The organism is Bacillus sp. PK6-16, from assembly GCF_056530295.1.
This window is the reverse complement of the sequence record NZ_CP096511.1, coordinates 5183821-5210000: the sequence shown is the minus strand read 5'-3', so window position 1 is coordinate 5210000 and position 26180 is coordinate 5183821. Positions and strand designations below refer to the sequence as shown.

25 protein-coding genes, 2 rRNA genes and 2 other annotated features (1 of these 29 running past the window's edge) are annotated in these 26180 nt (G+C 38.6%); all 27 genes read left to right on the top strand.

The genetic code is table 11. The features are described from left to right. Positions 1 to 1257, top strand: a 23S ribosomal RNA gene (locus M1D66_RS26785) (it extends 1665 nt beyond the left edge of the window). 49 nt (positions 1258 to 1306) lie between these two features. After that, positions 1307 to 1422, top strand: a 5S ribosomal RNA gene (rrf, locus tag M1D66_RS26780). A gap of 208 nt (positions 1423 to 1630) precedes the next feature. Further along, a complete protein-coding gene (gene ctsR / locus M1D66_RS26775; RefSeq protein WP_001244565.1) occupies positions 1631 to 2092 on the top strand; it encodes a transcriptional regulator CtsR in 462 nt (153 codons plus the stop codon). A gap of 170 nt (positions 2093 to 2262) precedes the next feature. Beyond that, positions 2263 to 2811 carry a protein-arginine kinase activator protein McsA gene (gene mcsA / locus M1D66_RS26770; protein ID WP_000128399.1) on the top strand — a complete coding sequence of 183 codons (549 nt, stop codon included), beginning with the start codon at positions 2263 to 2265 and terminating at the stop codon, positions 2809 to 2811. Between the two features lie 4 nt (positions 2812 to 2815). Further along, the gene (gene mcsB / locus M1D66_RS26765; protein ID WP_000050842.1) at positions 2816 to 3880 is read left to right on the top strand and encodes a protein-arginine kinase McsB; all 1065 of its coding nucleotides are present in this window, start codon (positions 2816 to 2818) and stop codon (positions 3878 to 3880) included. Between the two features lie 22 nt (positions 3881 to 3902). Continuing rightward, positions 3903 to 6338, top strand: coding sequence for an ATP-dependent protease ATP-binding subunit ClpC (clpC, locus tag M1D66_RS26760; protein ID WP_000971183.1), 2436 nt, complete (start codon positions 3903 to 3905; stop codon positions 6336 to 6338). 95 nt (positions 6339 to 6433) lie between these two features. After that, entirely contained in the window at positions 6434 to 7810 is a 1377-nt protein-coding gene (gene radA, locus M1D66_RS26755; RefSeq protein ID WP_088065366.1) for a DNA repair protein RadA, read from the top strand. Positions 7811 to 7813: 3 nt separating this feature from the next. After that, positions 7814 to 8887, top strand: coding sequence for a DNA integrity scanning diadenylate cyclase DisA (gene disA, locus M1D66_RS26750; RefSeq protein WP_000392163.1), 1074 nt, complete (start codon positions 7814 to 7816; stop codon positions 8885 to 8887). A 161-nt stretch (positions 8888 to 9048) separates the two neighbouring features. Continuing rightward, positions 9049 to 10158, top strand: coding sequence for a PIN/TRAM domain-containing protein (locus M1D66_RS26745; RefSeq protein ID WP_000919677.1), 1110 nt, complete (start codon positions 9049 to 9051; stop codon positions 10156 to 10158). A gap of 16 nt (positions 10159 to 10174) precedes the next feature. Beyond that, positions 10175 to 10855, top strand: coding sequence for a 2-C-methyl-D-erythritol 4-phosphate cytidylyltransferase (ispD, locus tag M1D66_RS26740; RefSeq protein WP_000288283.1), 681 nt, complete (start codon positions 10175 to 10177; stop codon positions 10853 to 10855). 116 nt (positions 10856 to 10971) lie between these two features. Continuing rightward, on the top strand, positions 10972 to 11448 hold the full coding sequence (ispF, locus tag M1D66_RS26735; RefSeq protein WP_000488386.1) for a 2-C-methyl-D-erythritol 2,4-cyclodiphosphate synthase: 477 nt from the start codon (positions 10972 to 10974) through the stop codon (positions 11446 to 11448). An 89-nt stretch (positions 11449 to 11537) separates the two neighbouring features. Next, the gene (gltX, locus tag M1D66_RS26730; RefSeq protein ID WP_000415143.1) at positions 11538 to 12995 is read left to right on the top strand and encodes a glutamate--tRNA ligase; all 1458 of its coding nucleotides are present in this window, start codon (positions 11538 to 11540) and stop codon (positions 12993 to 12995) included. Positions 12996 to 13042: 47 nt separating this feature from the next. After that, positions 13043 to 13289, top strand: a binding site (T-box leader). 150 nt (positions 13290 to 13439) lie between these two features. Then, the gene (gene cysE / locus M1D66_RS26725; protein ID WP_000476497.1) at positions 13440 to 14105 is read left to right on the top strand and encodes a serine O-acetyltransferase; all 666 of its coding nucleotides are present in this window, start codon (positions 13440 to 13442) and stop codon (positions 14103 to 14105) included. After that, positions 14086 to 15483 carry a cysteine--tRNA ligase gene (cysS, locus tag M1D66_RS26720; RefSeq protein ID WP_000152276.1) on the top strand — a complete coding sequence of 466 codons (1398 nt, stop codon included), beginning with the start codon at positions 14086 to 14088 and terminating at the stop codon, positions 15481 to 15483. The genes cysE and cysS overlap by 20 nt, the downstream gene beginning before the upstream one ends. Before the next feature lie 2 nt (positions 15484 to 15485). Continuing rightward, the gene (locus M1D66_RS26715) at positions 15486 to 15893 is read left to right on the top strand and encodes a Mini-ribonuclease 3 (RefSeq protein WP_086384897.1); all 408 of its coding nucleotides are present in this window, start codon (positions 15486 to 15488) and stop codon (positions 15891 to 15893) included. Next, positions 15890 to 16633 carry a 23S rRNA (guanosine(2251)-2'-O)-methyltransferase RlmB gene (rlmB, locus tag M1D66_RS26710; protein WP_049106450.1) on the top strand — a complete coding sequence of 248 codons (744 nt, stop codon included), beginning with the start codon at positions 15890 to 15892 and terminating at the stop codon, positions 16631 to 16633. The genes M1D66_RS26715 and rlmB overlap by 4 nt, the downstream gene beginning before the upstream one ends. 3 nt (positions 16634 to 16636) lie before the next feature. After that, complete coding sequence (locus tag M1D66_RS26705) at positions 16637 to 17149, top strand: NYN domain-containing protein (RefSeq protein WP_000997886.1); 513 nt, start codon at positions 16637 to 16639, stop codon at positions 17147 to 17149. 67 nt (positions 17150 to 17216) lie between these two features. Further along, positions 17217 to 17876: an RNA polymerase factor sigma-70 gene (locus M1D66_RS26700; RefSeq protein ID WP_000387193.1), complete on the top strand. Its 660-nt coding sequence runs from the start codon at positions 17217 to 17219 to the stop codon at positions 17874 to 17876. Positions 17877 to 18012: 136 nt separating this feature from the next. After that, positions 18013 to 18159, top strand: a complete 147-nt coding sequence (gene rpmG / locus M1D66_RS26695; protein WP_014481927.1) for a 50S ribosomal protein L33 — start codon at positions 18013 to 18015, stop codon at positions 18157 to 18159. A 32-nt stretch (positions 18160 to 18191) separates the two neighbouring features. Then, positions 18192 to 18371: a preprotein translocase subunit SecE gene (secE, locus tag M1D66_RS26690; RefSeq protein ID WP_001241323.1), complete on the top strand. Its 180-nt coding sequence runs from the start codon at positions 18192 to 18194 to the stop codon at positions 18369 to 18371. 131 nt (positions 18372 to 18502) lie between these two features. Then, entirely contained in the window at positions 18503 to 19036 is a 534-nt protein-coding gene (gene nusG / locus M1D66_RS26685; protein ID WP_000415794.1) for a transcription termination/antitermination protein NusG, read from the top strand. Positions 19037 to 19203: 167 nt separating this feature from the next. Next, complete coding sequence (gene rplK / locus M1D66_RS26680) at positions 19204 to 19629, top strand: 50S ribosomal protein L11 (protein ID WP_001085872.1); 426 nt, start codon at positions 19204 to 19206, stop codon at positions 19627 to 19629. 176 nt (positions 19630 to 19805) lie between these two features. Continuing rightward, a complete protein-coding gene (gene rplA, locus M1D66_RS26675; RefSeq protein WP_001987630.1) occupies positions 19806 to 20498 on the top strand; it encodes a 50S ribosomal protein L1 in 693 nt (230 codons plus the stop codon). Between the two features lie 49 nt (positions 20499 to 20547). Then, positions 20548 to 20692: a sequence feature (ribosomal protein L10 leader region), on the top strand. 39 nt (positions 20693 to 20731) lie between these two features. After that, positions 20732 to 21232 carry a 50S ribosomal protein L10 gene (rplJ, locus tag M1D66_RS26670; protein ID WP_000048716.1) on the top strand — a complete coding sequence of 167 codons (501 nt, stop codon included), beginning with the start codon at positions 20732 to 20734 and terminating at the stop codon, positions 21230 to 21232. A gap of 67 nt (positions 21233 to 21299) precedes the next feature. Continuing rightward, entirely contained in the window at positions 21300 to 21659 is a 360-nt protein-coding gene (rplL, locus tag M1D66_RS26665; protein WP_000159736.1) for a 50S ribosomal protein L7/L12, read from the top strand. A 76-nt stretch (positions 21660 to 21735) separates the two neighbouring features. After that, the gene (locus M1D66_RS26660) at positions 21736 to 22335 is read left to right on the top strand and encodes a class I SAM-dependent methyltransferase (RefSeq protein ID WP_000763266.1); all 600 of its coding nucleotides are present in this window, start codon (positions 21736 to 21738) and stop codon (positions 22333 to 22335) included. Between the two features lie 291 nt (positions 22336 to 22626). Beyond that, entirely contained in the window at positions 22627 to 26160 is a 3534-nt protein-coding gene (gene rpoB, locus M1D66_RS26655; RefSeq protein ID WP_000147553.1) for a DNA-directed RNA polymerase subunit beta, read from the top strand. Positions 26161 to 26180 lie beyond the last annotated feature (20 nt).

Here is a 26180-nt window from a genome sequence, read left to right as displayed (position 1 = left end):
ACAGGTAGGCGAGGAGAGAATCCTAAGGTGTGCGAGAGAACTCTGGTTAAGGAACTCGGCAAAATGACCCCGTAACTTCGGGAGAAGGGGTGCTTTCTTAACGGAAAGCCGCAGTGAATAGGCCCAAGCGACTGTTTAGCAAAAACACAGCTCTCTGCGAAGCCGTAAGGCGAAGTATAGGGGGTGACACCTGCCCGGTGCTGGAAGGTTAAGGAGAGGGGTTAGCGTAAGCGAAGCTCTGAACTGAAGCCCCAGTAAACGGCGGCCGTAACTATAACGGTCCTAAGGTAGCGAAATTCCTTGTCGGGTAAGTTCCGACCCGCACGAAAGGTGTAACGATTTGGGCACTGTCTCAACCAGAGACTCGGTGAAATTATAGTACCTGTGAAGATGCAGGTTACCCGCGACAGGACGGAAAGACCCCGTGGAGCTTTACTGTAGCCTGATATTGAATTTTGGTACAGTTTGTACAGGATAGGCGGGAGCCATTGAAACCGGAGCGCTAGCTTCGGTGGAGGCGCTGGTGGGATACCGCCCTGACTGTATTGAAATTCTAACCTACGGGTCTTATCGACCCGGGAGACAGTGTCAGGTGGGCAGTTTGACTGGGGCGGTCGCCTCCTAAAGTGTAACGGAGGCGCCCAAAGGTTCCCTCAGAATGGTTGGAAATCATTCGTAGAGTGCAAAGGCATAAGGGAGCTTGACTGCGAGACCTACAAGTCGAGCAGGGACGAAAGTCGGGCTTAGTGATCCGGTGGTTCCGCATGGAAGGGCCATCGCTCAACGGATAAAAGCTACCCCGGGGATAACAGGCTTATCTCCCCCAAGAGTCCACATCGACGGGGAGGTTTGGCACCTCGATGTCGGCTCATCGCATCCTGGGGCTGTAGTCGGTCCCAAGGGTTGGGCTGTTCGCCCATTAAAGCGGTACGCGAGCTGGGTTCAGAACGTCGTGAGACAGTTCGGTCCCTATCCGTCGTGGGCGTAGGAAATTTGAGAGGAGCTGTCCTTAGTACGAGAGGACCGGGATGGACGCACCGCTGGTGTACCAGTTGTTCTGCCAAGGGCATAGCTGGGTAGCTATGTGCGGAAGGGATAAGTGCTGAAAGCATCTAAGCATGAAGCCCCCCTCAAGATGAGATTTCCCATAGCGTAAGCTAGTAAGATCCCTGAAAGATGATCAGGTTGATAGGTTCGAGGTGGAAGCATGGTGACATGTGGAGCTGACGAATACTAATAGATCGAGGACTTAACCATATAATATGTAGCAAATGTTATCTAGTTTTGAAGGAATATGCCTTCATAGTTTGGTGATGATGGCAGAGAGGTCACACCCGTTCCCATACCGAACACGGAAGTTAAGCTCTCTAGCGCCGATGGTAGTTGGGACCTTGTCCCTGTGAGAGTAGGACGTCGCCAAGCAACTAAACACGAGTCAAATGACTCGTGTTTTTTCGTGTTTTCTTTTATAATCCATAGTAATTAAAAAAATATGCTTAAATAATTACTATTTTGATTAAATGCAGGGGAATGTGGCTAGGATAGTGAATAAGCAAAAGAGTTGCAAATTTTATTAATACGTATATAATTAAAGTCAAAGATAGTCAAAGTCAATAAAGGTGGCGGATAAATGAGAAATATATCTGATATCATTGAGCAATATCTAAAGCAAGTTATTGACTTAAGTAATAATAATGTGATTGAAATCAAAAGAAATGAGATTGCGGATCGATTCGAGTGCGTACCATCTCAAATCAATTATGTAATCAATACCCGTTTTACATTAGAAAGAGGATTTGTAGTAGAAAGTAAACGTGGTGGAGGAGGTTACATTCGCATTATAAAAGTCAAACTGCATGATGATATAGACATTATTGATCAAATGCTTCATATGATTGATCATAGCGTTGCACAAGGGAATGCAGAGAGTATGATTATACGTTTATTAGAAGAGGGAATCATAACAGGCCGTGAAGCAAAATTAATGTTAAGTGTACTAGATCGTTCTGTATTATCAATGGATATTCCTTCTCGAGATGAACTTAGGGCTCGAATATTATGCGCAATGTTAAGAACACTGAAATATAAATAAATACAGCTTTTGTAAAAGAATGATAATTAAGATAGGGCAGTTAAATATTGTAGAAGTTTTGAAAAAGAGCATGTACTTTTATCTGAGTGGATTAAGGAAAGAGGACAATCTAGTAATGTATGAAAAGTATCATGAGGTAGATCGTTCCTGTTGTAAAGGTGGGGATATTGATGACTTGTCAAAACTGTAATATAAGACCAGCAACTTTACATTATACAAAAGTAATCAACGAGAAGAAGGCGGAAGTTCATCTTTGTGAGCAATGTGCGGAGCAAAGTGGCTATACGTCTTTCTTTCAATCATCACAGTCTAACTTTTCATTTCATGATGTATTTGCTGGTTTATTACACGGTGAATCAACAATGTTTGGAGAAGGAAAAAACGGGTTTTCAAATACAAATACAGTAAGATGTCCAGATTGTAAGATGACATATGAACATTTTACAAAAGTGGGACGCTTTGGTTGTGCTTCTTGTTACGATACATTTAAAGGACACTTAAACCCATTGTTAAAGCGACTTCATGGTGGACATACAGAACATTGTGGAAAAATTCCGGAACGAATGGAAGGAAATATCCACTTAAAGAAAGAATTAGATGAACTAAAACTTATTCTGAAACAATATGTACAGAATGAGGAGTTTGAGAAAGCTGCTGAGGTAAGAGATGAAATTCGAGGGCTTGAAACTCAGCTTAGTGAGCATAGAGAGGGGGAGTAGTTCTATGTCACTGGACAAAATTATGAATGAAGCGATTAGTCCATGGATGAAGGGGGATGGCCCTGATTCTGATATTGTTTTAAGTAGTCGAATTCGTTTGGCTCGTAATTTTAAGCAATATCAATTTTCTACTATGCAAAACGAAGAGGAAGCTCAAAAGGTTCAAGAATTATTTAAAAAGAAATTTATAAATAAAGCGGTAGAGCCCTTTGGGAAGTTTGGGCTATTAAAAATGAATGAACTAACTCCTCTTCAAAGGAGAGTTTTAGTCGAAAAGCATTTAATTAGTCCAAATCTAGCAGGGACCGAATATGGAGCATGTCTGTTATCAGAAAGCGAACACATTAGTGTGATGCTTAATGAGGAAGACCACATTAGGATTCAGTGCCTATTTCCAGGACTACAGTTATCAAAGGCGCTTCAAAGCGCCAATCAAATAGATAATTGGATTGAGAAAGAGGTTGAATATGCTTTTGATGAATCACTTGGATATATTACGAGTTGTCCTACTAACGTTGGTACAGGATTAAGAGCTTCTGTAATGATTCATTTACCAGGGCTGGTTTTAACAAAAAGAATTAGCCGTATTATACAAGTAATTCAAAAATTAGGTTTAGTAGTAAGAGGAATATACGGTGAAGGTAGCGAAGCGTTAGGTAATATATTTCAAGTATCAAATCAAATGACGTTAGGGAAATCCGAAGAAGATATTATTGCAGATTTAAAGAGTGTCATGCAGCAAATTATACAACAAGAAAAATTGGCCAGAGAATTAATTGTACAAAATTCGAGCATTGAGCTTGAAGATAAGGTTTATCGTTCTTACGGTATACTAGCAAACAGTCGTTTAATTCAATCTGCAGAAGCGGCAACTTGCTTATCGGATGTACGACTCGGTATTGATCTAGGATATATAAAAGGTATATCGAGAAATATTTTGACTGAGCTAATGGTTCTTACGCAACCTGGTATTTTACAACAATATGCAGGAGGACCTTTAGGACCAGAAGAAAGAGATTATCGAAGAGCAACCTTAATCCGTGAGCGATTACGTATTGAAAAAAACTAAGCGCAAGTAGGAGGCGATTTCTATGATGTTTGGAAGATTTACAGAAAGAGCACAGAAAGTATTAGCTTTATCTCAAGAGGAAGCAATTCGCATTGGGCATAATAACATTGGAACAGAACATATTTTACTTGGGCTTGTACGCGAAGGTGAAGGAATTGCAGCAAAAGCGTTAATTGCTCTTGGATTGAGCCCGGAGAAAGTGCAAAAAGAGGTAGAAGCGTTAATTGGACGTGGAACAGAAGCTTCTCAAACTGTACATTATACACCTCGTGCTAAAAAAGTTATTGAATTGTCTATGGATGAAGCGCGTAAGCTAGGACATTCTTACGTTGGAACAGAACATATTTTACTTGGCTTAATCCGTGAAGGTGAAGGTGTAGCGGCACGTGTATTAAATAATTTAGGTGTAAGCCTCAACAAAGCAAGACAACAAGTGTTACAACTTCTTGGAAGTAACGAAGCAAGTTCAGGTCACCAAGGTGGTTCATCGACAAATGCAAATACACCGACACTAGACAGTTTAGCGCGCGACTTAACAGTTGTTGCACGTGAGAATCGTTTGGATCCTGTTATTGGACGTAGTAAAGAAATTCAACGTGTAATTGAAGTGTTAAGCCGTAGAACAAAAAACAATCCAGTGTTAATTGGAGAGCCTGGTGTAGGTAAAACAGCAATTGCTGAAGGGTTAGCACAGCAAATCGTAAATAATGAAGTTCCTGAAACGTTAAGAGATAAGCGTGTTATGACACTAGATATGGGAACAGTGGTAGCTGGGACGAAATATCGTGGTGAGTTTGAAGATCGTTTAAAGAAAGTAATGGATGAAATACGTCAAGCAGGGAATATTATTCTATTTATTGATGAACTTCATACATTAATCGGTGCAGGTGGAGCAGAAGGTGCAATCGATGCATCGAATATTTTAAAACCATCTTTAGCACGCGGAGAATTACAATGTATTGGTGCGACAACTTTAGATGAGTATCGTAAATATATTGAAAAGGATGCAGCTTTAGAGAGACGTTTCCAGCCAATTCATGTTGATGAGCCGAGTCTAGAAGAATCAACTCAAATCTTGAAAGGGTTACGCGATCGTTATGAGGCGCATCACCGTGTGTCTATTACAGATGATGCAATTGATGCAGCTGTAAAACTTTCAGATCGTTATATTACGGATCGTTTCTTACCAGATAAAGCAATTGATTTAATTGATGAAGCTGCTTCAAAGGTTCGCTTGCGTTCTTATACAACACCACCAAACTTAAAAGAGCTTGAAGTGAAGCTTGAGGAAATTCGAAAAGAAAAAGATGCGGCTGTACAAAGTCAAGAGTTTGAAAAGGCTGCTTCCTTACGTGATATGGAACAACGCTTACGTGAGAAATTGGAAGATACAAAGCGTCAGTGGAAAGAACAACAAGGAAAAGAAAATTCAGAGGTTACGGTAGAAGATATTGCAAATGTCGTTTCTACATGGACACGTATCCCTGTTTCTAAACTTGCACAAACAGAGACTGATAAATTATTAAACTTAGAATCCATTCTTCATGATCGTGTCATCGGTCAGGATGAAGCTGTAGTGGCTGTAGCGAAAGCTGTTCGTCGTGCAAGAGCAGGATTGAAAGATCCGAAACGTCCAATTGGTTCATTTATTTTCTTAGGGCCAACAGGTGTAGGTAAAACAGAATTAGCAAGAGCATTGGCAGAATCTATGTTCGGTGATGAGGATGCAATGATTCGCATTGATATGTCTGAGTATATGGAGAAACATTCAACTTCTCGCTTAGTTGGTTCTCCTCCAGGATATGTTGGGTATGAAGAAGGCGGACAATTAACAGAGAAGGTTCGTCGTAAGCCTTATTCAGTTGTCCTATTAGATGAAGTAGAGAAGGCACATCCTGATGTATTTAATATTCTACTACAGGTATTGGAAGATGGTCGTTTAACTGATTCTAAAGGACGTACAGTTGATTTCCGTAATACGATTGTTATTATGACGTCTAACGTTGGTGCTGAGGCGCTAAAACGTAACAAACATCTTGGATTTAACGTACAAGATGAAAGCCGTGATTATTCGGATATGAAAGGTAAAGTAATGGATGAGCTGAAAAAGGCATTTCGTCCAGAATTCTTAAACCGTATTGATGAAATTATCGTATTCCATATGCTTGAGAAAAAACATATTCAAGAAATTGTGACTCTTATGGTAAATCAGTTAGTGAATCGCTTAAAAGAACAAGAAATTGAATTGCACTTAACAGAAGGAGCGATTGCAGCTATTGCTGATAAAGGGTTTGATCGTGAATATGGTGCTCGTCCACTACGTAGAGCAATTCAGAAGCATGTAGAAGATAGACTATCGGAAGAACTTTTAAAAGGTGCTATTGAGAAAGGGCAAAAAGTTATCTTTGATGTAGAAGGGGAAACATTTGTCATTCATAGTGCTGAAAAGGTAAAATAAGTATAGACAAACTAAGAGGGCTACGAGATAGCCCTCTTTCTTGTACGAGAAGGTCAAATGTTTATAGATGAAAGCGAAGTGAAATATAAAAAGATATGGCTAAAAAGAAAACAAAATTCACATGTCAAGAGTGTGGTTATCAATCACCAAAATATATGGGTAAATGTCCAGGTTGTAGTCAATGGAATTCGCTTGTTGAAGAGATGGAACCCGTTGTATCATCCAGACGCCTAAATTATGCAAATGCAATTCAAACAGAGGTAACAAAACCAAGACGTCTTACAGAAGTAGAAACAAAGTCTGAGGCACGTATTGAAACAAAATTTCAAGAGTTTAACCGTGTACTAGGTGGCGGAATTGTAGATGGATCTTTAGTACTTATTGGTGGGGACCCTGGGATTGGAAAATCAACGTTATTATTACAGATTTCCTCGCAATTAGCAGATGCTTCATATGATGTATTGTATATATCGGGTGAGGAGTCAGCAAAGCAGATTAAACTTCGTGCAGATCGTTTACATGTAAATGGTAGTAATTTATTTGTTGTATCAGAGACAGATTTACAGCGTATTGCAGCACATATTGAAGAGATGAATCCTGCTTTTGTTGTTATTGATTCTATTCAAACGATACATTTACCTGAGGTGACATCAGCTCCTGGTAGTGTGGCGCAAGTACGTGAATGTACAGCAGAATTAATGAAACTTGCAAAAACAAAGGGAATCCCAATTTTTATCGTAGGACATGTGACAAAAGAAGGTGCAATTGCGGGACCGCGTATGTTAGAACATATGGTCGATGCAGTTCTTTACTTTGAAGGAGATCGACACCATACATATCGTATTTTACGAGCTGTAAAGAATCGTTTTGGTTCTACGAATGAAATGGGTATCTTTGAAATGAAAGAACTTGGCCTTGCAGAAGTCTTAAATCCTTCTGAAATTTTCCTTGAGGAAAGACCAGTTGGAGTTGCAGGTTCAACAGTAGTTGCCTCAATGGAAGGAACAAGACCAGTTTTAGTAGAAATACAGGCATTAATTTCCCCTACTAGTTTTGGAAATCCTCGAAGAATGGCGACAGGAATTGATCATAATCGTGTCTCGCTTATTATGGCGGTACTAGAGAAAAGAACAGGTTTACTATTACAAAATCAAGATGCGTATTTAAAAGTAGCTGGTGGTTTGAAATTAGACGAACCGGCAATTGATTTAGCTGTCGCCTTAAGTATAGCTTCAAGTTTTAGAGATAAATCTACGGCACCAACTGATGCGGTAATAGGAGAAGTTGGATTAACTGGAGAAATAAGAAGAGTATCAAGAATTGAACAACGTGTACAAGAAGCAGCTAAATTAGGATTTCAACGTGCTATCATTCCTAGAAAAAATTTAGGGGGATGGACAATTCCAGAGGGGATTGAGGTTGTAGGTGTTTCTAATTTAGGAGAAGCGCTTCGTTTGACATTAGGAGGCTAGGCTATGGAAGAAAATAAGCAACGTGTCAAAAGTATGATTAATATTTTACAGCTTGTGGCCCCAGGAACACCACTGCGCGAAGGGATAGATAATGTACTTCGCGCACAAACAGGGGGACTAATTGTTCTTGGGTATAATGAGCAGATTAAAAGCATTGTTGATGGTGGTTTTCATATTAATTGCGCATTCTCTCCTGCTAGTTTATATGAATTAGCAAAAATGGATGGAGCACTTATTTTAAATGAAACTGGAAGTAAAATTTTAATTGCAAACGCACAGTTAGTTCCAGATTCATCTATTGATTCTATTGAAACAGGTATGCGTCACCGAACAGCAGAGCGTGTAGCAAAGCAGACGGGTAGCCTTGTTGTGGCCATTTCACAAAGACGTAATGTAATTACGCTATATCAAGGGAACTTACGTTATACATTAAAAGATATAGGTGTCATTTTAACGAAGGCAAATCAAGCAATTCAAACGCTAGAAAAATATAAGGCTGTATGGAATGACGGCATTACGAATTTGGGTATTCTAGAATTTGAAGAGGTCGTTACAATGTCCGAGGTGGTTCACGTTTTACATAGTGTTGAAATGGTGCTGCGTATTAAAAATGAAATATTGAGCTATATTCATGAGTTAGGAACAGAAGGTAGGTTAATTCGTTTACAGCTTACAGAATTACTAGCTGATTTAGAGGCAGAGGCAGCATTGTTAATTAAAGATTATCACCAGGAGAAAACACAAGACCATCATCAAATCTTGAAAAAGTTACAAGATCTTGCAAATACACAACTTTTAGAGGATAGTGATTTAGTTAAATTGCTTGGCTATCCAGGACAAACAAGTTTAGAAGAAAGTGTGACACCTAGAGGGTACCGAATCACAAGCAAGATTTCTCGTGTTCCACCACTTATTATCGAGAATTTAATTAATCGATTTAAAACATTGCAAGGTGTTTGCCGAGCAACTATTAATGAATTGGATGATGTGGAAGGAATTGGAGAAGTGAGAGCGAAGAAAATACGAGAAGGTCTAAAAAGAATTCAAGAGCATCTCTATATGAGTAGACACAATTAAGAATATTACATTGATTCTATAATATAACGACACTAGAACATTTTTGGTATATGATATGATATATTGGTAAATAAAACTATTTACAAAAAAAACACGTCCGCTTTTGCATTCGGCGTTTTGATTAGCGAAACAATGGTTAATAATGAGTAGGAGGTGGTTGGATGTTAAAACGGATTGTACAGCTCTTCTTTTTAGTGATCGGGGGAGCGTTAGGGATTTACTTAATCCCCAAAATTATTAATGTATTAGATATCGGTGCGGTTCCTTTGTTGGAAGGATCGTATGTTCGTGCAATTATTGGTGCAATTATTTTATTTTTAACAACATTTTGGCTTGTAGATTATATTGTTCAACTTATTAAGCATATTGAAGAGGCTCTTGTAAAGGCGCCTGTAGCAGATGTTTTATTTGGTACATTAGGATTAATCTCTGGTCTTATTGTTGCATATTTAATTTTGATACCAATTCGTGAATTTACAATTCCAGTTATTAGTACGGTGTTGCAAGTGTTCTTCACCCTTTTACTTGGATATTTAGGATTCCAAGTAGGATTTAAAAAGAGGAATGAATTGCTAGGATTATTTACATTACCCCAACGCGGAGGTAAGAAGAAAAACAATAGTGAGAATGAAGAGGTAGAGGTCGAAGCAGAAAAATCTACGACTCATTGGAAAATTCTCGATACGAGTGTAATTATTGACGGACGTATTGCAGATATTTGCCAAACAAAGTTTTTAGAAGGAACAATTGTCATTCCGCAATTCGTATTAGAAGAGCTTCAGCATATTGCCGATTCTTCAGATGCTTTAAAGCGTAATCGTGGCCGCAGAGGGCTAGACATTTTAAATCGTATTCAAAAGGAGATGCCAATTCCGGTAGAAATTTATGAAGGCGATTTCGATGATATCCAAGAAGTAGATAGCAAGCTTGTAAAGTTGGCAAAAATCACTGGTGGAACTGTAGTAACAAACGATTTCAATTTAAACAAAGTTTCTGAATTACAAGGGGTTACGGTGTTAAACATTAATGATTTAGCTAATGCGATTAAACCAGTCGTACTCCCTGGTGAAGAATTAAGTGTTTATGTTGTGAAAGATGGTAAAGAACAAAATCAAGGTGTTGCATACTTAGATGATGGTACGATGATTGTAGTAGAAGATGGTAGAGAGTATGTGGGTTCACAACTTGACGTACTTGTTACTAGCGTATTACAAACATCGGCTGGTCGTATGATTTTCGCAAAACGTAAATTGCTAGAAAAAGCATTATAAGTAGAGGATTATCAATATGTATACATTAATTATTCCGGCAGCGGGCCAAGGAAAACGAATGGGTGCTGGTAAAAATAAGTTATTTTTACTTATAGATGAAGTACCAATTATTGTGCACACATTGCGTGCTTTTGAAAAAGATAAAGCGTGCAAGAGTATTATTATGGCAATTAACGAAGAAGAACGCCCGTATTTTGAAGAGTTAATGCAGAAGTACCAGATTGAAAAGCACGTACAATTCATTCAGGGTGGAGCCGAAAGACAAGATAGCGTCTATAACGCACTTCAGTATGCGAGTGGTGTCGAATATGTTCTTGTGCATGACGGGGCGCGCCCGTTCGTAACGAATAAAGTGATTCGCGATGTATTAACTGCAGCAGAAAAATATGGAGCTTCCATTTGTGCAGTGCCAGTAAAAGATACTGTTAAGAAAGTAGAGAAGGGTGTTGTTGTAGAAACGGTAGAGCGATCTCAACTTAACGCTGTACAAACACCACAAGGATTCTCTGTTTCTCTTTTGCTAGAAGCTCATAGAAGCGCAAAGCAAAGTTGTTTTCTTGGCACAGATGATGCAAGTCTCGTAGAACGTGTTGGGAAGCAAGTAGGTGTAGTAGAGGGGAGTTACTATAATATTAAAGTGACGACTCCGGAAGATCTATTAATTGCTGAAAGTTTCCTACGTGTTCAGAAGAAATAACATTGATGACGTGTTAATAAAGAAAAGCTCGGCAACAGCCGGGCTTTTCTTTATAAGGATAGCGATATAATATAGAGTCATAAAGCTCAGTAGTTTAGCTTAAGGAGGAAGTAAGGATGTTTCGAATTGGACAAGGTTTTGATGTACATGAATTTGCGGAAGGGCGCCCGTTGATTATCGGTGGAATTACAATTCCACACGAGAAAGGATTAATCGGCCATTCAGATGCAGATGTATTGTTACATACGATTGCTGATGCATGTTTAGGTGCGATTGCAGCAGGAGATATCGGAAAGCATTTCCCTGATACAGACCCAGCTTTTAAAGATGCAGATTCAGCTGTATTGTTACAAAAAGTTTGGGAATTTGTGCGTGAACAAGGTTACGAGTTAGGAAATTTAGATTGTACAATTATTGCTCAAAAACCAAAAATGGCACCACATATTGAGAGTATGCGTAAGCGCATTAGTGAACTGTTAGAAACGTCTATCGATAACATTAATGTAAAGGCAACAACAACAGAAAAATTAGGATTTACAGGTAGAGAAGAAGGGATTGCTTCTCAAGCGGTTGTTTTATTACAGAAAAAATAATGGTTTTTAATTCGTAAGATGGATAATCACATTTTTTTGGTGTACAATTATAGAATGTGTTGACATTAAGAATGGAAGGTGTACCAATTATGGAAAAGCAAGTGAGAGTGCGCTACGCGCCAAGTCCAACAGGACACTTACATATCGGAAATGCGCGTACGGCATTATTTAATTATTTATTTGCTCGTCATTTAGATGGCAAATTTATTATTCGTATTGAAGATACTGATGTAAAACGTAACGTGGCTGGTGGAGAAGAAAGCCAATTAAAATACTTGAAATGGCTCGGTATGGACTGGGATGAAGGTGTTGATGTTGGTGGTGAATTTGGACCATATCGCCAAACAGAGCGTTTAGATATTTATAAAAAATTATATGAAGATTTATTAGAGCGTGGTCTAGCTTATAAATGTTATATGACAGAAGAAGAGCTAGAAGCAGAGCGTGAAGGACAAATCGCTCGCGGTGAAACACCTCGTTACGCAGGTAACCACCGTGAATTAACTGAAGAACAAGTGAAAGAATTTGAAGCTGAGGGACGTATTCCAAGTATTCGTTTCCGTGTACCAGCTGATCGTGACTACACATTCAAAGATATTGTAAAAGATGAAGTTGCGTTCCATTCAAATGATTTCGGTGATTTTGTTATTGTGAAAAAGGATGGAATTCCAACTTATAACTTTGCAGTAGCAGTAGATGATCATCTAATGGAAATTACACATGTACTTCGTGGTGATGATCATATTTCAAATACACCGAAACAAATGATGATTTATGAAGCTTTCGGCTGGGATATTCCACAATTCGGTCATATGACTCTAATTGTTAATGAAAGTCGTAAAAAGTTAAGTAAGCGTGATGAATCTATTATTCAATTTATTGAGCAATATAAAGAGCTTGGGTATCTTCCAGAAGCAATCTTTAACTTTATTGCACTACTAGGTTGGTCTCCGGTAGGAGAAGAAGAAATCTTCTCTAAAGATGAGTTTATCAAAATGTTCGATGCAGCTCGTTTATCAAAATCACCTGCATTATTTGATTCTCAAAAACTAAAATGGATGAACAACCAGTATATGAAAAAGCAAGATTTAGATACGGTTGTAGAGTTAAGCTTACCGCATTTAGTGAAAGCTGGACGTGTGGGAGAAACTTTAAGCGAACAAGACCAAGCTTGGATTCGTGATGTAATTGCTTTATACCATGAACAAATGAGTTTTGGAGCTGAAATTGTAGAGCTTTCTGAAATGTTCTTTAAAGATCATGTTGATTATGAAGAAGAAGGACAAGAAGTATTAAATGGTGAACAAGTACCTGAAGTACTTCGTGCATTTGCTGGTCAAATAGAAGCTCTAGAAGCAATGGAGCCAGCAGCAATTAAGGCAGCGATTAAAGCAGTTCAAAAGGAAACAGGACATAAAGGTAAAAATTTATTTATGCCAATCCGTGTTGCAACTACAGGACAAACGCATGGTCCAGAGCTTCCGAATGCTATTGCACTTCTTGGAAAAGAAAAAGTTTTAAATCGTCTTCAAAAAGTAATTGGTTAACATTTTCTAGGTTTAGAAATATAATAAGTATACCTAAAACCTAATAAGGAAAAGCGACGAGAAGGAGAAGTAGAAAATCAGGCTTTTTACAGAGAGAACCACCTTTAGGCTGGGAGTGGTTTATAAGCGGATTTTTGAAATGCCCCTTCGAGTCTTCTGCTGAACAGCGAATTGCTTCGTGGGATGTCTTAGGCCGCAAAGTAAGCAGAAGCGGTGTACACCGTTATCATGGATGAGTTTGAGGCTTTTTTAAGCCTAAACAGAGTGGAACCGCGCTTAAAAGGCGTCTCTGTCAATATGACAGAGACGCCTTTTTTTTATACCGTGTAAATAGGTATGAATATAGAATTTATCTCCTTATATAAAGAATTAGGGGAGAAGTGATGAGTTAGGGGAGTTAGTTCGCTCGACAAAAAAGCAGCCCATAAAGGGGAGGGAACACCGATGTTTAAGAGGCTTCGGGAAGATATTGAAGTCGTTTTTGAACAGGATCCAGCGGCAAGAGGTTATTTCGAAGTCATTTTAACTTACTCTGGATTACATGCAGTTTGGGCCCATCGAATTGCACATGCTTTTTATAAAAGAAATTTTTTCTTTCTTGCACGTTTTGTTTCACAAGTAAGCCGCTTTTTTACTGGCATTGAGATCCATCCAGGAGCAACTATTGGTCGACGTTTTTTTATAGATCATGGAATGGGAGTTGTAATCGGAGAAACTTGTGAAATTGGTGATAATGTAACGATTTATCAAGGGGTTACATTAGGTGGTACAGGAAAAGAAAAAGGAAAGAGGCATCCAACAATTCAGGATAATGTATTAATTGCGACGGGTGCTAAAGTTCTTGGTTCTATTACTGTGGGAGAGAATTCTAAAATCGGAGCAGGGTCTGTCGTATTAAAAGAAGTTCCTGCACATTCTACAGTTGTAGGTATACCTGGCCGTGTCGTTATTCAAAATGGAGTAAAGATTGGTCAAGAATTAAATCACTCTGACCTTCCGGATCCGATTTTTGATAAATTAAAGGCTATGGAAGTAGAACTTGATAAATTGAAGAAACAATTGGAATTAAAGGTAGAAAGGAAGGATAAAAATGACTATTCACATTTATAATACGTTAACACGTCAAAAAGAAGAGTTTGTTCCATTAGAAGAAAATAAGGTAAAGATGTATGTATGCGGACCTACAGTTTATAACTACATTCATATTGGGAATGCAAGGCCTCCTATGGTATTCGATACAGTGCGTCGTTATTTAGAATACAAAGGATACGATGTGCAATATGTATCTAACTTTACGGATGTAGATGATAAATTAATTAAAGCGGCAAATGAATTAGGTGAAGATGTACCGACAATTGCTGATCGCTTTGTTGAAGCGTACTTTGAAGATGTAACAGCACTAGGTTGCAAACACGCAACAGTTCATCCTCGTGTAACAGAAAATATGGATATCATTATTGAATTTATTCAAGAACTTGTGAATAAAGGGTATGCATATGAATCAGAGGGTGATGTGTACTTTAAGACGAAGGAATTCGAAGGTTACGGTAAATTATCACATCAACCAATCGCAGATTTACGTCACGGTGCTCGTATTGAGGTAGGGGAAAAGAAACAAGACCCTCTTGATTTTGCTTTATGGAAAGCTGCGAAAGAAGGAGAAATCTTCTGGGAAAGCCCTTGGGGGCAAGGACGTCCAGGGTGGCATATTGAATGCTCAGCAATGGCGCGTAAGTACTTAGGGGATACAATTGACATTCATGCTGGTGGTCAAGACTTGGCATTCCCACATCATGAAAATGAAATTGCGCAGTCAGAAGCATTGACTGGAAAAACGTTTGCACGTTACTGGATGCATAATGGATATATTAATATTAACAATGAGAAGATGTCTAAATCGCTTGGTAACTTTATTTTAGTTCACGATATTATTAAGCAATACGACCCGCAGTTAATTAGATTCTTTATGTTATCAGTACACTATCGTCACCCGATTAACTTTAGTGAAGAGTTATTACAAAGTACGAATAATGGACTGGAAAGAATTAAAACAGCTTATGGAAACTTAAAGCATCGTATGGAGAGTAGTACGGATTTAACGGACCATAATGAGAAATGGTTAGCTGAAATAGAGAAATTCCAGACTGCATTTGAAGAGGCAATGAATGATGACTTTAACACTGCAAATGCAATTACCGAATTATACAACGTAGCAAATCATGCAAATCAATATTTACTTGAAGAGCATACATCTAAAGTTGTGATTGAAGCATACGTAAAACAACTGGAAACGTTATTTGATATTTTAGGATTAGAATTATCAAAAGAAGAATTACTGGATGAAGAAATTGAAGAGCTTATCCAAAAGCGCATTGAAGCTCGTAAAAATCGTGATTTTGCATTGTCTGATCAAATTCGTGACGATTTAAAAGAACGTAATATTATTTTAGAAGATACCGCTCAAGGTACAAGATGGAAAAGAGGATAAGGATGATCGATGCAAAGCAATTAAACAGCTTGGCGTTAGCGTATATGGGTGATGCGGTATATGAACAATATATCCGCTATCACCTCCTTCAAAAAGGAAAAGTTCGACCTAATCAATTACACCGCTTAGGGACGAGCTTTGTTTCAGCAAAAGCACAGGCGAAAGTTGTTTATCATTTATTAGAGACGGCATTTTTGACAGAGGAAGAAGAGGCGGTATTAAGAAGAGGGCGTAATGCAAATTCAGGTACAGTTCCGAAAAATACGGATGTACAAACATATCGACATAGTACAGCCTTTGAAGCGCTAATTGGTTACCATCATTTATTAAATAATCGTGAAAGATTAGAAGAAATTGTATATAAGGCAATTGCAGTTTTAGAAGAAAAGGAAGGGGGCACATCATCATGACTAGTGAATATATTATCGGACGTAACCCTGTAATTGAAGCGTTAAGATCAGGGAGAGATATTAATAAAATTTGGATCGCAGAAGGTGCTGCCAAAGGACAAGTACAAATTGTACTAGCGTTAGCGAAAGAAAATAAGATTATTTTACAACATGCACCAAAGAAAAAGTTAGATCAATTAGTTGAGGGTAATCATCAAGGTGTAATTGCTCAAGTAGCTGCATATCAGTATGCAGAGTTAGAAGATTTATTCAAAGTGGCAGAAAAACGTAATGAAGATCCATTCTTCTTGATTTTAGATGAGATTGAAGATCCGCATAACCTAGGTTCTATTATGCGTACTGCTGATGCAACAGGAGCTCATGGAATTATTATTCCGAAGAGAAGAGCTGTGGGACTTACAGCATCAGTTGCGAAAGCATCAACAGGAGCGATTGAATACATTCCTGTTGCGCGCGTAACAAATTTATCTCGTACAATTGATGAATTAAAAGAGCGTGGACTTTGGATTGCTGGTACAGATGCCAAAGGGAAAACGGATTACCGTAATTTAGATGGTACAATGCCGATTGGATTAGTAATTGGTAGTGAAGGAAAAGGTATGAGTCGTATTATTGGTGAAAAGTGTGATTTCTTAATCACTTTACCGATGATTGGTAAAGTTACATCCTTAAATGCTTCAGTAGCCGCAAGTTTGTTAATGTATGAGGTATATCGTAAACGTCACGAAATTGGTAAATAAAAAATGAACGATATTTTAATCGTTGACGGTTACAACATTATCGGAGCTTGGGGAGATTTGAAGAAACTGCGGGATGTAGATTTACAATCATCAAGAGATGCGCTTATTGATAAGATGGCGGATTATCAAGGTTATACAGGCACAAAAGTGATGATAGTCTTTGATGCCTATACAGTCCATGGTATTGAAAAAAAGATGAAACAATCTCGTGTAGAAGTAATATTCACACGAAAGAATCAAACTGCAGACGAAAAGATAGAGCAACTTGCGATAGAGCTTAGAAATATAAATACACAAATATATGTTGCGACTTCTGATTATACAGAACAATGGGTTATATTTGGGCAAGGTGCCCTTCGAAAATCTGCGCGTGAATTAGAGTTGGAAGTACAAGCGATGGAACAACAAGTAAGAAGGCGTACAAAAGACACGAAAGAACAGCAGCCCGCCATGCGAAAGATATTTAGTAAAGATATTACAGAAAAATTAGAAAAATTAAGAAGAGGAGAGCGTTGAAGCATTGACGCTCTTTATCTTTTTACTGTATAATATTGCTAAATAAATAGCGGTCGGAGGGATCAAGGTGGAAGCAGGCTTCGTAAGTATAGGCGACGTTACATTTCGTGATTTAGAGGATGAGGCAATCGTTGAGTTAGTTCGAAAAGGTAATACTGACGCTCTAGAATATTTAATTCACAAGTATAAGAACTTTGTTCGTGCGAAATCAAGATCTTACTTTTTAGTGGGTGCCGATCGAGAAGACATTGTTCAAGAAGGTATGATAGGGTTGTTTAAAGCAATTCGTGATTATAAAGAGGACAAGCTGTCTTCATTCAAAGCATTTGCTGAACTATGTATCACTCGACAAATTATTACCGCTATTAAAACGGCAACAAGACAAAAACATATTCCTTTAAATTCGTATGTGTCTTTAGATAAGCCGATTTACGATGAGGAATCTGATCGAACGTTATTGGATGTTATTTCTGAAGCGAAGGTGACTGATCCTGAAGAGATGATCATTAGCCAGGAAGAATATACAGACATAGAATCAAAAATATCTGAATTATTAAGCGATTTAGAAAGAAAAGTGCTTTCTTTATATTTAGATGGTCGTTCTTATCAAGAGATTTCAGAACAGTTAAACAGGCATGTGAAATCTATTGATAACGCTTTACAAAGAGTAAAGAGGAAATTGGAACGATATATGGAAATGAGAGAAAGTACAACTTTAAATTCATAAGAAGTAACAAGTGCTACAGGTGTAAAATAAATCACCTGTTTTCTTTTGTAGAGAGTACAAAATGCATGTCATTGACATTGTCTTTTATTGTATGATACATTTTTAGGGACATAATGTTACAAGGTTGGTGTAACTAATGAGGAAAAAAGTTGTACTCTCATGTGAAGAGTGTAAAAATCGAAACTACTCTACTATGAAAGATACGAGCTCAATAGAGCGACTTGAAATAAAAAAGTTTTGTAAAACATGCAATCAGCATACAGTTCACAAGGAAACAAAATAAATAATTGAAATAATACACTGGAGGTCCCGCAGATGCGTTTAACGAACTTTTTCGGCGATGTAGGTCGCGAAATGAAAAAAGTAAGTTGGCCTAAAAAAGATGAATTACTCCGCTCAACAGCGACTGTTGTTGCTACAGTTGTGTTCTTTGCGATTTTCTTCGCAGTAGTTGATATGGGCATTTCTTCTTTAATTCGGTTAATTCTTGGTTAATTCTTGAATAAGAAGCACTTATCCATGATATAATGTTATTTATAAGAACTGTGTAAAAGCCCGGTGAACGGGTTTTTTCATTTGCGCAAAAAAATGTACGTCAGGGAGGGAAGGACGCTCGTCCTAAATGAATGGAAAAAAGTTGGTATGTTGTCCATACTTATTCTGGATATGAAAATAAAGTAAAAGCAAACCTAGAGAAACGTGTAGAATCAATGGGTATGCAAGATAAAATTTTCCGTGTTGTTGTCCCGGAAGAAGTAGAAGTAGAAATGAAAAACGGAAAAGAAAAATTAATGAAAAGAAAAGTGTTCCCAGGTTATGTATTAGTAGAATTAATCATGACTGATGACTCTTGGTATGTTGTACGTAACACGCCGGGTGTAACTGGGTTCGTTGGTTCTTCTGGTTCTGGATCTAAACCATCACCTCTATTAGAAGAGGAAGTTGTTACCATTATGAAACATATGGGAATGGACAACGAAGTGGTTGATTTCGACTTTGAACTTCATGAGACAGTACGTGTAAATGAGGGGCCATTCGCAGATTATACAGGTGCTATTGAAGAAATTGATGTGGAGAAGAAAAAGGTTAGCGTGCTTGTGGACATGTTTGGTCGCGAGACTCCAGTTGAACTTGACTTCCATCAAATTGAAAAATTATAAAATGAAACTTGAAATGAATTGTAAAAAGTGATAATATCTTTTAAGTCAGTACGTCTTCGTTATCGGAGACGTTTTTTGAAAGATTTTATCCTTACAGATAAAATATGACGTGGGAGGGCAAATCACTGTCCAATTGACCACATCACGGACTTAAGGAGGTGTGTCTCGTGGCTAAAAAGGTAATTAAAATGGTAAAGCTTCAAATTCCTGCAGGTAAAGCTAACCCAGCTCCACCAGTTGGTCCAGCATTAGGACAAGCAGGTGTTAACATCATGGGCTTCTGTAAAGAGTTTAACGCTCGTACAGCAGATCAAGCTGGTCTTATCATCCCTGTTGAAATTACGGTATTTGAGGACCGTTCATTCACTTTCATTACTAAAACTCCTCCTGCTGCTGTTCTTCTTAAGAAAGTAGCTGGTATTGAGTCTGGTTCTGGTGAACCAAACCGTAATAAAGTGGCAACTGTTAAGCGTGATAAAGTACGCGAAATCGCTGAAACTAAAATGCCTGACCTAAACGCTGCTAGCGTAGAAGCTGCAATGCGTATGGTTGAAGGTACTGCACGCAGTATGGGCATCGTTATCGAAGACTAATTCGATTTGTTTTTAAAAAAGGTTGCGGGTCTGGAATTCCAATTCGCAACCTTTATTATCGTAAATGATTATCGTTTTTAAATAAATGGATGGCGCTCATCCTCAGGTTATACCTGAAAACAGGCGTAAACGTGGGAGGTTATTCCGCTAAAACCACATTCGAGGAGGAAATAAAAATGGCTAAAAGAGGTAAAAAGTACGTAGAAGCTGCAAAGCTTGTTGATCGTGCAGCTGCTTACTCTGCAACAGAAGCAGTAGAATTAGTAAAGAAAACAAACACAGCTAAATTTGATGCAACTGTAGAAGCTGCATTCCGTTTAGGTGTTGACCCTAAGAAAGCTGACCAACAAATCCGTGGCGCAGTTGTTCTTCCACACGGTACTGGTAAAGTACAACGTGTATTAGTATTTGCTAAAGGTGAAAAAGCTAAAGAAGCTGAAGCTGCTGGAGCTGACTTCGTAGGCGATACTGATTACATCGGTAAAATCCAACAAGGTTGGTTCGATTTCGATGTAGTAGTAGCAACTCCTGACATGATGGGTGAAGTTGGTAAACTTGGTCGCGTATTAGGACCTAAAGGTTTAATGCCAAACCCTAAAACTGGAACAGTTACTTTCGATGTAACTAAAGCTGTTAACGAAATCAAAGCTGGTAAAGTTGAATACCGCGTTGATAAAGCTGGTAACATCCACGTTCCAATCGGTAAAGTATCTTTCGAAGATGCTAAATTAGTAGAAAACTTCAAAACAATTGCTGACACTTTACAAAAAGTTAAGCCAGCTGCTGCAAAAGGTACTTACATGAAGAACGTAACAGTTGCTTCTACAATGGGACCTGGCGTACGTGTAGACGTTTCTACATTAGCGTAAATTTTGGAAGTTGACTTCATAAAGAAGTTTTAATATAATCATTTATGTTGTGAATTTAATTAGTGTACCGTAGACAGTAGGTGTCAATAGACTTAATTTCCTACCTAGGTGTTAATATACGAAGCGGAATCTTTTTTCTGTGACTATATGCCTCCATGTCTACAAGTTGGGCATGGAGGTTTTTAGTGCACTTTCGGTACATCTTCTATATAATCTACAGGAGGTGTAATAACATGAGCAAAGTAATCGAAACTAAACAACAAGTTGTAACTGAAATCGCGGACAAACTTCGCGCTAGTAAATCTACAATCGTTGTTGACTACCGTGGTTTAACAGTTTCTGAAGCAACAGAATTACGTAAGCAATTACGTGAAGCTGGCGTTGAGTTCAAAGTTTACAAAAACTCTCTAACTCGTCGTGCTGCAGAATCTGCTGAAATGGCTGAGTTAAATGAATTCTTAACAGGACCAAACGCAATCGCGTTCAGTAACGAGGATGTAGTTGCTCCTGCGAAAGTATTAAACGACTTCGCTAAAGATCATGAAGCTTTAGAAATTAAAGCGGGCGTAATCGAAGGTAAACTTGTAACACTTGATGAGGTTAAAGCAATCGCTACTCTTCCATCACGTGAAGGCTTACTTTCTATGCTTCTTAGCGTTCTTCAAGCTCCAATCCGTAACCTTGCACTTGCTACTAAAGCAGTTGCAGACCAAAAGGAAGAGCAAGGCGCTTAATTTTTTAAAAGATAATTACGTATTATCGATAAAACAATACAAACCTATTTAAGGGAGGATATTTACAATGACTAAAGAACAAATCATTGAAGCAGTTAAATCTATGACTGTATTAGAACTTAACGACTTAGTAAAAGCTATCGAGGAAGAATTCGGCGTAACTGCTGCTGCTCCTGTAGCTGTTGCTGGTGGCGCTGGAGAAGCTGCTGCTGAGAAAACTGAATTTGATGTGGAACTAACTAGCGCTGGTGCACAAAAAATCAAAGTTATCAAAGTTGTTCGTGAAATCACTGGTCTTGGCTTAAAAGAAGCTAAAGAATTAGTTGACAACACTCCAAAAGTAATCAAAGAAGCTGCTGCTAAAGAAGAAGCTGAAGAAATTAAAGCTAAACTTGAAGAAGTTGGCGCTGCTGTAGAAGTTAAGTAATTAACTTTTGATGCTTTAAAAAAAGCTCGCTCTCATGCGAGCTTTTTTTTTAACTGTAAAGAAAAGAGGTGGCCATATGGCAGACCATTATTTTTCTAACGACCCTTCTAGTAAAAGTGATCGTAAGCGATGGGAGTTTGCCCTTCGTGGATCTCGATTTACTTTCTTATCCGATCATGGGGTGTTCTCGAAAAACGAAGTGGACTTTGGTTCCCGTCTTTTAATTGAAGCGTTTCAAATGCCAGATATTAAAGGTAATATATTAGATGTAGGTTGCGGATACGGTCCTATTGGTTTGTCGTTAGCGAAAGAGTTTCAAGGTCGTGAAGTTCACATGGTGGATGTGAATGAGAGGGCACTTGGGCTTGCGAAAGAAAACGCCGCTAATAACAAAATCGAGAATATACGTATTTTTCAAAGTAGCGTCTATGAAAATGTAGATGGTAAATATGCTGCTATTCTATCTAACCCTCCAATTCGTGCGGGTAAAGATATCGTACATGAGATTTTAGAAAAAGCTGTGGAGTATTTAGTTCCAGGTGGAGAACTTTGGATTGTTATTCAAAAGAAACAAGGTGCACCGTCTGCGCTAAAAAAACTAGAAGAAGTATTTTCTGAAGTTGAGGTTGTAGAAAAGAAAAAAGGATATTATATCATAAAATCAAAAAAACGTTGACGGTTATTTTTGGCTATGTTAACATTATACAATGCCAATATATGATTTTCTGCGTTGAGAAAGATGTATATTTTTGTTTCTCTTGGAAAAGATAGTAAAATCAGCAGATTATGAAACAGAATGATGGTTTTCTTATAGAAGCCATTTTTCTTTTTTGAGCAGGTAGAAAGACTCAACGTATTTATCTTTAAGAGAAAGAGACTACGCTAATAGCAGTAGTTGTATTTATTTGTGATTTTGCACAAATTTTTTTGTGCATTTATAATACTCATGATTTGAGGGGTGAAGCAGTTGACAGGTCAACTAGTTCAATACGGACGCCACCGCCAACGAAGAAGTTATGCCCGTATTAGTGAAGTATTAGAGTTACCAAATCTTATCGAAATTCAAACCTCTTCTTATCAGTGGTTTCTTGATGAGGGTTTGCGAGAAATGTTCCAAGACATTTCTCCGATTGAAGACTTTACGGGAAATCTATCGCTTGAATTTATCGACTACAGCTTAGGTGAACCTAAATACTCTGTAGACGAATGCAAAGAGCGTGATGTGACGTATGCAGCACCACTTCGTGTAAAAGTGCGTCTAATCAACAAGGAAACTGGTGAAGTAAAAGAACAAGATGTGTTCATGGGAGATTTCCCACTCATGACAGAGACTGGAACATTCGTAATTAACGGTGCAGAACGTGTTATCGTTTCCCAGTTAGTTCGCTCTCCAAGCGTATACTATAGTGGCAAAGTGGATAAAAACGGAAAACGTGGTTTTACTGCTACTGTAATTCCAAACCGCGGAGCTTGGTTAGAGTATGAGACAGATGCTAAGGATGTTGTATATGTGCGTATTGACCGTACGCGTAAACTTCCTGTAACTGTTTTGTTACGCGCATTAGGGTTTGGCTCTGATCAAGAAATCACCGAGCTTTTAGGTGATAACGAATACTTAAGCAACACATTAGAAAAAGACAACACAGATAGCACAGAAAAAGCATTGCTTGAAATTTATGAGCGTTTACGTCCTGGTGAACCACCAACAGTAGAAAATGCTAAGAGCTTACTTGTGTCTCGTTTCTTTGATCCAAAGCGCTACGATTTAGCAAATGTAGGTCGCTATAAGATCAACAAGAAGTTACACATTAAAAACAGATTGTTTAATCAACGTTTAGCTGAAACATTAGTGGATCCAGAAACTGGTGAAATTTTAGCGGCAGAAGGAACAATCTTAGATCGTCGTACACTTGATCGCATTTTACCTTACTTAGAGAAAAACATTGGATTCAAAACAGCGAAACCAATGGGTGGAGTGGTAGAAGGCGATGTTGAGCTGCAATCTATTAAGATTTATGCTCCTGAGTCGGAAGGCGAACGCGTAATTAATGTAATTGGTAATGCAAACATTACTCGTGATGTGAAACACATCACACCAGGTGATATCCTTGCTTCTATCAGTTACTTCTTCAACCTACTATACAAAGTAGGGGATACAGATGATATTGACCATTTAGGAAACCGTCGTCTGCGTTCTGTTGGAGAACTGTTACAAAATCAATTCCGTATCGGTCTTTCTCGTATGGAACGTGTTGTTCGTGAGAGAATGTCGATCCAAGATACAAATGCAATTACACCACAGGCACTAATTAATATTCGTCCTGTTATTGCATCTATTAAAGAGTTCTTCGGAAGTTCTCAGTTATCTCAGTTTATGGACCAAACAAACCCATTAGCAGAGTTAACTCACAAACGAAGACTATCTGCATTAGGACCTGGTGGTTTAACGCGTGAGCGCGCAGGCTTTGAAGTGCGTGACGTTCATTACTCTCACTACGGTCGTATGTGTCCGATTGAAACACCAGAGGGACCAAACATCGGTTTGATTAACTCATTATCTTCGTTCGCGAAAGTAAATGAGTTTGGTTTCATTGAAACACCATACCGTCGTGTTGACCCAGAAACTGGTCTTGTAACAGGGCATGTTGATTACTTAACAGCAGATGAAGAAGATAACTATGTTGTAGCCCAAGCGAATATGAAATTATCTGACGAAGGTGAATTCCTAAGTGAAGATATCGTAGCTCGTTTCCGTGGTGAAAACATTGTCACAAATAGAGAACGCATCGACTACATGGATGTATCTCCAAAACAAGTAGTGTCGGCAGCGACAGCTTGTATTCCGTTCTTAGAAAACGATGACTCTAACCGCGCACTTATGGGAGCGAACATGCAACGTCAGGCGGTTCCGTTAATGAATCCGGAATCTCCGATTGTAGGTACAGGTATGGAGTACGTATCAGCAAAAGACTCAGGTGCTGCAGTAATCTGTAAACATCCTGGTGTTGTTGAGCGCGTAGAAGCACGTGAAGTTTGGGTACGTCGCTATGTAGAAGTTGACGGTCAAACAGTAAAAGGCGACTTAGATCGCTACAAAATGCAAAAATTCATTCGTTCTAACCAAGGAACTTGTTACAACCAACGCCCAATCGTAAGTGTTGGAAATGAAGTTGTAAAAGGTGAAATCCTTGCGGATGGTCCTTCTATGGAATTAGGTGAACTAGCACTTGGACGTAACGTGCTTGTTGGCTTCATGACTTGGGACGGTTATAACTACGAGGATGCGATCATCATGAGTGAGCGCCTTGTAAAAGATGATGTGTACACTTCTATTCATATTGAAGAATATGAATCAGAAGCTCGTGATACGAAGCTTGGACCAGAAGAAATTACACGTGACATTCCAAACGTTGGGGAAGACGCATTACGTAACCTTGACGAGCGCGGTATCATTCGCGTTGGTGCTGAAGTAAAAGATGGAGATTTACTTGTTGGTAAAGTAACACCTAAAGGTGTAACAGAATTAACAGCTGAAGAACGTCTATTACATGCTATCTTTGGAGAAAAAGCGCGTGAAGTACGTGATACATCACTACGTGTACCACACGGTGGTGGCGGTATTATCTTAGACGTAAAAGTATTCAACCGTGAAGATGGCGATGAATTGCCACCAGGCGTGAATCAACTTGTACGTGCATATATCGTTCAAAAACGTAAAATTTCTGAAGGTGACAAGATGGCCGGACGTCACGGTAACAAAGGTGTTATTTCTCGTATTTTACCAGAAGAAGATATGCCTTACCTACCAGACGGTACGCCAATCGATATCATGTTAAACCCATTAGGGGTACCATCTCGTATGAATATCGGTCAGGTATTAGAGCTTCATCTTGGTATGGCAGCAAGATACCTTGGCATTCACATTGCAACACCAGTATTCGATGGTGCTCGTGAGGAAGATGTTTGGGGCACAATTGAAGAAGCTGGTATGGCAAATGACGCGAAAACAATCCTGTATGACGGACGTACTGGTGAACCATTCGATAACCGCGTATCTGTTGGTGTCATGTATATGATCAAACTTGCGCACATGGTTGACGATAAACTTCATGCTCGTTCTACTGGACCATACTCACTTGTAACGCAGCAACCTCTTGGAGGTAAAGCTCAGTTCGGTGGACAGCGTTTCGGTGAGATGGAGGTTTGGGCACTTGAAGCTTACGGTGCTGCTTATACTCTTCAAGAAATCTTAACAGTGAAGTCTGATGATGTTGTTGGACGTGTTAAGACTTATGAAGCAATTGTTAAAGGCGAAAATGTTCCAGAACCAGGCGTTCCTGAATCATTCAAAGTATTGATTAAAGAGCTGCAAAGTTTAGGTATGGACGTTAAAATGATGTCTAGCGACGATACAGAAATTGAAATGCGTGATACAGAAGATGACGATGATCATCAATCAGCAGATAAATTGAATGTCGAAGTTGAGACAACTAAGGAATAATTGGGATAACCTGTAGACTA

Excerpts from the sequence above, each read along its gene's own strand:
- M1D66_RS26715 (WP_086384897.1), top strand. The coding sequence starts at position 15,486 with ATGATCGATGCAAAGCAATTAAACAGCTTGGCGTTAGCGTATATGGGT.
- mcsA (WP_000128399.1), top strand. The coding sequence starts at position 2,263 with ATGACTTGTCAAAACTGTAATATAAGACCAGCAACTTTACATTATACA.
- cysS (WP_000152276.1), top strand. The coding sequence starts at position 14,086 with ATGACTATTCACATTTATAATACGTTAACACGTCAAAAAGAAGAGTTT.
- nusG (WP_000415794.1), top strand. The coding sequence starts at position 18,503 with ATGGAAAAAAGTTGGTATGTTGTCCATACTTATTCTGGATATGAAAAT.
- rlmB (WP_049106450.1), top strand. The coding sequence starts at position 15,890 with ATGACTAGTGAATATATTATCGGACGTAACCCTGTAATTGAAGCGTTA.
- ispF (WP_000488386.1), top strand. The coding sequence starts at position 10,972 with ATGTTTCGAATTGGACAAGGTTTTGATGTACATGAATTTGCGGAAGGG.
- mcsB (WP_000050842.1), top strand. The coding sequence starts at position 2,816 with ATGTCACTGGACAAAATTATGAATGAAGCGATTAGTCCATGGATGAAG.
- M1D66_RS26745 (WP_000919677.1), top strand. The coding sequence starts at position 9,049 with ATGTTAAAACGGATTGTACAGCTCTTCTTTTTAGTGATCGGGGGAGCG.
- M1D66_RS26705 (WP_000997886.1), top strand. The coding sequence starts at position 16,637 with ATGAACGATATTTTAATCGTTGACGGTTACAACATTATCGGAGCTTGG.
- disA (WP_000392163.1), top strand. The coding sequence starts at position 7,814 with ATGGAAGAAAATAAGCAACGTGTCAAAAGTATGATTAATATTTTACAG.
- ctsR (WP_001244565.1), top strand. The coding sequence starts at position 1,631 with ATGAGAAATATATCTGATATCATTGAGCAATATCTAAAGCAAGTTATT.
- radA (WP_088065366.1), top strand. The coding sequence starts at position 6,434 with ATGGCTAAAAAGAAAACAAAATTCACATGTCAAGAGTGTGGTTATCAA.
- rpmG (WP_014481927.1), top strand. The coding sequence starts at position 18,013 with ATGAGGAAAAAAGTTGTACTCTCATGTGAAGAGTGTAAAAATCGAAAC.
- rplL (WP_000159736.1), top strand. The coding sequence starts at position 21,300 with ATGACTAAAGAACAAATCATTGAAGCAGTTAAATCTATGACTGTATTA.
- cysE (WP_000476497.1), top strand. The coding sequence starts at position 13,440 with ATGTTTAAGAGGCTTCGGGAAGATATTGAAGTCGTTTTTGAACAGGAT.
- ispD (WP_000288283.1), top strand. The coding sequence starts at position 10,175 with ATGTATACATTAATTATTCCGGCAGCGGGCCAAGGAAAACGAATGGGT.
- gltX (WP_000415143.1), top strand. The coding sequence starts at position 11,538 with ATGGAAAAGCAAGTGAGAGTGCGCTACGCGCCAAGTCCAACAGGACAC.
- M1D66_RS26660 (WP_000763266.1), top strand. The coding sequence starts at position 21,736 with ATGGCAGACCATTATTTTTCTAACGACCCTTCTAGTAAAAGTGATCGT.
- clpC (WP_000971183.1), top strand. The coding sequence starts at position 3,903 with ATGATGTTTGGAAGATTTACAGAAAGAGCACAGAAAGTATTAGCTTTA.
- rplJ (WP_000048716.1), top strand. The coding sequence starts at position 20,732 with ATGAGCAAAGTAATCGAAACTAAACAACAAGTTGTAACTGAAATCGCG.
- rplA (WP_001987630.1), top strand. The coding sequence starts at position 19,806 with ATGGCTAAAAGAGGTAAAAAGTACGTAGAAGCTGCAAAGCTTGTTGAT.
- secE (WP_001241323.1), top strand. The coding sequence starts at position 18,192 with ATGCGTTTAACGAACTTTTTCGGCGATGTAGGTCGCGAAATGAAAAAA.